We start from the raw sequence: 3,484 nt of genomic DNA, 5'->3' as shown, positions 1-3,484 counted from the left end.
GAAGTGGGCGGGGCGCTGCCGTCGAGGCCGAAGAACCGGATCGCCTGGGCGGCGTCCACCGGCAGGTTGTGGCCGACACCCTGCATGCTGATCGCCTCGATGGGGGCGGTGCCGCCACTGCCGCCGTACCGGGTGCGGGTGTAGGTGGACTGCGGCCGGTCGGTGTAGGTCGGGGTCTGGCTCAGCCCGTGCACGTTGGTCCACTGCTTGATGGCCTCGGTGAAGTTCTGGTAGCGCAGTACGTCGTCCTCAGTGCCGTGCCACAGCTGCATCCGGGGCCGCTTGCCGGTGTATCCCGGGTACGCGTTGCGGACCAGGTCACCCCACTGCTGCGGGGTCCTGACGAGCTGGCCGTTGGCGCACTCGCTGTTCCACTCCGAGCCGTTCGTGGTGGCGAAGCAGCCGAACGGGACGCCGGCGTACGCGGAGCCGGCGGCGAACACGTCCGGATAGAGCCCGAGCAGCACGTTGGTCATCATCGCGCCGGACGAGATCCCGGTGGCGAAGATCCGGTCGCCGTCCACCGGGTACCGCGCCCGCACGTAGTCGATCATCGACTTGATCCCGGCCGGGTCACTGCCCCCGTCGCGGCGCAGCGCCTGCGGCGAGGCCACGTCGAAGCACTTGCTGCTGCGGGTCACCGACGGGTAGATCACGATGTAGCCGTACCGGTCGGCCAGGGACGCGAACTGGGTGCCCGAGTACATGGCCGGTCCGGAGCCGGTGCAGTAGTGCACCGCCACCACCAGCGCGGGGCGTGGGGCGACCCGGTCCGGCACGTACAGGTACATCTGCAGGTTGCTGGGATTGGCGCCGAAGTTCGTCACCTGGGTCAGGGTGGCCGCCGACGCCGGGCTGGGGACCGACACGGCCGCCAGGGCCGTCAGCGCGCCGGCTGCCAGGGCGGTGCCGAGCAGTCTGAGCTTCAGTCTCATTGGGGGAGTCCTCCGGAAGGGCCGATGGGGACGGATATGCCGATCGAGGCTGCCCGGCGCCCGATCGTGCCCGGCTCAGAACATCCACAGTAGTGGATGCCTCGGATGGTCTGGCAAGGACGAGCACCGGCCCGCGACCCATGGCGACGCACCGGGCACGGGCGGCGGGACCCTCGGCATTGATTCCGGTCGGCATCCTGGGAACGGGCCCGGCCACCCGGGCCGCGTCGAGCGGGGCGGCTCCGTCCCGGCGACCGGTTGGCCGAGGCAGAGGAGGCGAGCAGTGGAGCAGACCGACAGGTCCGCCGTGGCCGCGGTGTGGCGTGAGCACCGGCGGTGGTCGTTCGCCGCGGGCAGCGCCAAGCGGAGCATCACGTTCTGGCGCACCGCGGCCCTCGCGGCGGCGGTGTGCGGTGCGGTCCTGACCACCGCGGCGGTCCAGGTGGGGCTGGGCGGCGTGCCGGGCCGCGCGTTGGCGACCGCCGGCGCCGTCGCCCTCGCCCTGGTCCCGGTGGTGCGGGTCGCGCGCCTGGGACCGGAGCGGATCGAGGCGTGGACGAGGGTCCGTGCCGCCAGCGAGGCGCTGAAGGCGCAGGTCTACCTCTTCCTCACCGGCGCGCAGCCGTACGACGGGCCGGACCGGGCCTCTCGCCTGCGGGCCCGGGCCACGGCCGTCGCCGACGACGTGACCGACCTCGCCGGCATGACACTCGACGCGCCCGATCTCGCCGCCCCGGTCCCGCCGGTCGGTGACGTGGACGGCTACCTCGCCCACCGGCTCCGTCCGCAGATCGACGGTTACTACCGTGCCGGCGCGGCCCGGCAGCAGCGCCGGCTGGCGCGGTTCCGCAGCGCGGAGTTCGCGATCGCCGCCGCCGGTGCGGTGCTCGGCGCGCTCGCCGCCACCACCGGGGCCGCCGGTGTCGGCGTCTGGGTCTCGGCGGTGACGGTGGTCGGCGCGTCCGTCACGGCGCACATCTCCGCCGCCCGGCACGAGCACCTCGTCGTGTCGTACCTGGCGACCGCTCGGCGGTTGGCCGCCCTGCTGGAGGAGTGGGAGGCAACGGCCGACCGGTCGCCGGCCGCCGTCGCGGCGTTCGTGTGCGCGTGCGAGGAGGCGATCTCGCGGGAGAACGAGAGTTGGCTGGCCGAGTGGACCCACGACCGGGGGGCGGGCTGACCCCGTCGGTCACGTGGGGCGGTACTCGACCTCGGGACGGCCGGGGGTGCCGTAACGGGGGCTGCGATCCGCCCGACCGGTGTCAGCCAGGTGCTCCAGGTAGCGTCGGGCGGTGACCCGGGACATCCCGGTCCGCTCGGCCACCTCGGACGCCGACTGGCCGGGCCGGCTGCGCAGCGCGTCCAGCACCGCGTCGAGGGTCGCCGCGACCAGCCCCTTGGGCAGGGTGTCAGGGGCGGTGCCGCGCAGGGTGGCGAACATCCGGTCCACCTCGTGCTGCGCCGCCACCGCGCCACCGGCCGACGCCTGCGCCCGGTACGCCGCGTACCGCTCCAGCTTGTCGCGGAACGCGGCGAACGTGAACGGCTTCAGCAGGTAGTGGGTGACGCCGAGGGCCACCGCCGCGCGTACCATGCTCAGGTCCCGGGCGGAGGTGACCGCGAGTACGTCGGCGGTGCTGCCGGCGGCCCGCATCGTCCGGCACACCTCCAGCCCGTGCATGTCGGGCAGGTGGAAGTCGAGCAGCACCAGGTCCACCCGGTCGTCCGAGCGCAGCACCGCCATCGCCTCCCGCGCGGTGCGTGCCACCGCCACCACCCGGAACCCGGGGATCCGTTCGGTGTACGCGCGGTGCGCCTGCGCGATCAGCTCCTCGTCCTCGACGACCAGCACCCGGATCTCGTCGCTCACGTGCGTGCCCCGATCGGGAGCCGGATCCGGAACACGCTGCCGCCCTCGGCGGCAGCGTCCACCTCGTACCGCCCGCCGTGTCGGGCGATGACCTGGCCGACCAGCGCCAACCCCAGGCCCCGGCCGGGCCGCTTGGTCGACCAGCCGCGGCGGAACGCGTCGGCCACCTGTTCCGGCGGCAGTCCCGGGCCGCTGTCGCCCACCTCGACGAGCACCTCGCCGTCGGTCTCGGTCACCCGGACCCGGACCCGCCGGGGTGGGGCCGCCACGGCAACCGCCTCCAGGGCGTTGTCGACCAGGTTGCCCACGACCGTGAGCAGGTCGGTGGTGGGCAGGGCACCCACGTGCAGCCGGGAGTCCGGGTCCACGGTCAACTCCACGCCCCGTTCGGCGGCCTGGGCGGACTTGCCGAGCAGCAGCGCGGCCAGCGCCGGTTCGGCGATCGCCCCGACCACCTCGTCGGTGAGCCGCTGGGCCAGGGCCAGCTCCTCGGTGGCCAGCCGGACCGCCTCGTCGGAGCGGCCCAACTCGACCAGGGTGAGCACGGTGTGCAGGCGGTTGGCGGCCTCGTGCGCCTGGGCACGCAGCGCCTCGGTGAGCCCGCGTACCGAGTCCAGTTCGCTGCTGAGCGCACGCAGCTCGGTGTGGTCGCGCAGGGTGAGCACGCTGCCCCGCACCC

General features: G+C 73.9%; 4 protein-coding genes. 1 reads left to right on the top strand and 3 read right to left on the bottom strand.

Features of this window, described 5'->3' with window-relative positions:
* The coding region (locus tag E1166_RS29915; RefSeq protein WP_132343170.1) for a PHB depolymerase family esterase at positions 1-935 on the bottom strand (935 nt) is incomplete at its 3' end.
* 283 nt (positions 936-1,218) lie between these two features.
* Between E1166_RS29915 and E1166_RS29910 the strand changes: the two genes are divergently transcribed.
* Positions 1,219-2,115, top strand: a complete 897-nt coding sequence (locus E1166_RS29910) for a DUF4231 domain-containing protein (protein WP_165944463.1) — start codon at positions 1,219-1,221, stop codon at positions 2,113-2,115.
* Positions 2,116-2,124: 9 nt separating this feature from the next.
* On the opposite strand, the gene E1166_RS29905 is transcribed toward E1166_RS29910, so the two are convergent.
* Together E1166_RS29905 and E1166_RS29900 are read right to left on the bottom strand one after the other, a co-directional pair.
* Positions 2,125-2,805: a response regulator gene (locus tag E1166_RS29905; RefSeq protein ID WP_132343168.1), complete on the bottom strand. Its 681-nt coding sequence runs from the start codon at positions 2,803-2,805 to the stop codon at positions 2,125-2,127.
* On the bottom strand, positions 2,802-3,484 hold a 683-nt coding region (locus E1166_RS29900), incomplete at its 5' end, for an ATP-binding protein (RefSeq protein ID WP_132343167.1). The genes E1166_RS29905 and E1166_RS29900, both read right to left, overlap by 4 nt.

The sequence above is a fragment of the Micromonospora sp. KC213 genome, assembly GCF_004348325.1.
GTDB lineage: Bacteria > Actinomycetota > Actinomycetes > Mycobacteriales > Micromonosporaceae > Micromonospora.
This window is presented reverse-complemented; position numbering and strand designations above follow the sequence as displayed.